Source organism: Borrelia hispanica CRI (assembly GCF_000500065.1).
Classification (GTDB): Bacteria; Spirochaetota; Spirochaetia; order Borreliales; family Borreliaceae; genus Borrelia; species Borrelia hispanica.
Genome location: NZ_AYOU01000122.1, coordinates 1 through 2,807, shown reverse-complemented (window position 1 = coordinate 2,807; position 2,807 = coordinate 1). Strand labels below are relative to the sequence as shown.

The window sequence follows — 2,807 nt, the reverse complement described above, 5'->3', positions numbered from 1 at the left end:
GCTGATAATGCATCAAGAGCATCATCATGAACTTTGCCATCTCCATTATATGAATAAATATCACTAAATACAGAACGACTACTATAATCTAATAAATACATCTTGTTATAAGTAAATGGTGTTAATAAAGAAACAATTCTTGCGTGTTTATTTGTTTTTGGTCTTGTTGGTGCAATTCTAAAGTAATTTTGCATATTATCTCGAAGTTTAACATATTCACGTGTCAATGAACCAGATCCTTTAATATCATCTCTATCTTCAATATAAAGAGTATTAACATTTAAATTCTCCATTATTATCTTTATTGTATTCATAACATATGGATCAACAGCTGGTTTTTGATCTTGAAATATAAATGCATAATACTTATCCAATACCTTCTCTAAAACACAAAGAGCAGTATTATCTCCTCCACTACTATATGCAGGATCTAAATAAGCTATAGGACTTTTAAATTCATACTCTTTAATAATATTAATATTACTAAATATCGCATCATTATTTGCAACCCATTCTCCAAGTAGTACACTGGCTTTATATGTTGGCAAGTCTTTATAAATTTCTTCTTGAGTCTTTATAAATTCCTTTGAAATTGTCTCATTATCATATGTCGTAAAATTATATGTAGAATATATCGTGCTATTATCAATATAATCTGTTTTAAAATAATGCTCTGGATGATCAGGATTAGTATCAAAAATAATAAACTCTGGTTTTATTCTTAGTCTCTTAAGCGCTTCTTTTAATGTCTCTTTATGCAGCGTTGTTGCTTCATTAACATAAATGACAGCAGAATTCGATCCTCTAAATCTTTCAAAGTCTCTTATTTTATCACCACCATATAAATTAACTCTTAAAGAATCGATTTCAAAATATGACGTATTTACTCCCTTTGCATCTTTTTAAAAAGAGGTAGATCATATATATTCACAACATAATCCTTTAAATTTTAAATTTAACTTGTGATTCAAAATCAGCTGCTTTTAATTTAAGCATAGCTTGGTAATACAATTCCATTTTTTTAAGTTCTTTTGCTCGTTTAACTTCGTCACGTTCACATAGCTTATTATTAAGATCTTGATCGTCTTCATTATTAATTCCTTCTCGAAGTCTTTCAATTTTGCTCTCTAACACCTTTATTTCTTGATTGTATGATTTAAACTCCAAATCTAAATAAACTATAAATGACGCAATAAATTTTAATCCCAATCTATTTCTAGCCATATGAAGCTGGCTTTTAATACTACTTGATTGTGCACTATGTTCTGATGCACGAATTAACACATTATTTAGAGTTTCTTCACTAATTGTTACTTTTGGATGTTCTTCTAAATTATTGCTTTCTCTAGACTCCCATCTACGTCTCATTTTACATACATTAACACGACTTACACCCATCTCTTTACTAATCTATGCATCACTAAGCTTACCTTCATTAAAATACACAATATAATCATCAAATGATTTCTTTACTTTATTCATATCTCTTCAACCTTCTAAATTAACAAAAATTAATTTAGCTTAACATAAACTTTATAACAAAATAATAATTTTACAAAATCAATCAAAAAAGCTTATAAATATATATCCAAAGAAAAATATCATTTATAATTCATAAATAAGGAGAATATTATATGAATAAAAATAAAAGTATATTAATACTTTGCATTATATTATTATATAATTGTAATGCAAATAAAACCCCATGTCAAAGAATGCCTGACTCTGTACAAACTACTAAATCTCAAGATAACTTATTAAAACCTCAAGATCTAGAAAGCAAATTCCAAAAACATGCTCATATAACTTTAACTACTGAAGAAAAAATGAAATTTGAAATATTCATATATGCTCTTAATATATCTAAAAAAGATAGATCAGCATTTTACAAGAGACTTAAACAAGATAAAAATAAAAATCAAGAATTGCAAAATTTATTCAACAAATACGAGAAATTTCGTTCTTGGATCTTAGATGATAAACATATACAAGAACAAAAAGAATTAAGTAAGGCATTTAATTACGCATATAATCATATATTATATAATAAACTAAAAAGATTTGACAATGATCAGACTACTATGCAATACATCGAAGGAGCATTTTACTATTATTTACATGATAAATATAAAGACAATCATCACTATGACGGAAAGCTGTATGGGAATACAAACTCAGGTTTCCCTAATAACTATGTAAGCTTATTTTTTGAGCATTTTATACATACAATAATTAAAAAATACGACAATAATAAAGAAATATTTCAAGCAATAAAAAACGAACTTGAAGATAAAAATAGTAAAATCTATGCAAATACATTAAACATGTTGTCATAATAAAAATTAATAATAAAATAAATTGTTAATTTAAAATAAGTAAACATTTAGCAACTACGATTTCGTAGTTGCTAATTATATAATAATCAAAGTAATTCATACCACATAACAATAATCGCTATATATTTTAAAATCACAAATATCTATTAAAATGAGGAGATTTTATATGGAAATAACCAATTTCACCTTGATTTTATTACTACTAATGAGCAGTTGTAAACAAGATAATAACACAAATAAAGGAATTAAGAGCAGAAATAAAAGAGACTTAGAACAACAAGTAGAAGCACAAAAAACACCTGAAGAAAACTTGAGAGAAAAATTAAGTGAAAGTCAAATCAAAGGTCTAGATTTTTTAAAAGAAGCTTTAAGTAGCGACTCTGAATTTAATAAATTTTTAAATGAAGACGAATCTAAAATAAAAGATGCTCTTGATCACATTCAATCAGAACTTGCAAAGTGCACAGGAGA

At 26.2% G+C, this 2,807-nt stretch carries 2 protein-coding genes and 2 pseudogenes; 2 read left to right on the top strand and 2 right to left on the bottom strand.

Annotation, left to right across the window (positions count from 1 at the left end; genetic code table 11):
• Positions 1 to 884 (bottom strand): annotated as a pseudogene (locus tag U880_RS10145) (PBSX family phage terminase large subunit); the annotation flags it as partial.
• Between the two features lie 58 nt (positions 885 to 942).
• Positions 943 to 1,482, bottom strand: a pseudogene (locus U880_RS10140) (DUF603 domain-containing protein).
• 152 nt (positions 1,483 to 1,634) lie between these two features.
• On the opposite strand from U880_RS10140, the gene U880_RS0105455 reads away from it, so the two are divergent.
• A complete protein-coding gene (locus U880_RS0105455; RefSeq protein ID WP_024654321.1) occupies positions 1,635 to 2,336 on the top strand; it encodes a hypothetical protein in 702 nt (233 codons plus the stop codon).
• A 166-nt stretch (positions 2,337 to 2,502) separates the two neighbouring features.
• The coding region (locus tag U880_RS0105450; protein ID WP_024654322.1) for an Mlp family lipoprotein at positions 2,503 to 2,807 on the top strand (305 nt) is incomplete at its 3' end.

Bases quoted from the DNA above. Each gene is read 5' to 3' on its own strand.
- U880_RS0105455 (WP_024654321.1), top strand. From the start codon at position 1,635: ATGAATAAAAATAAAAGTATATTAATACTTTGCATTATATTATTATAT.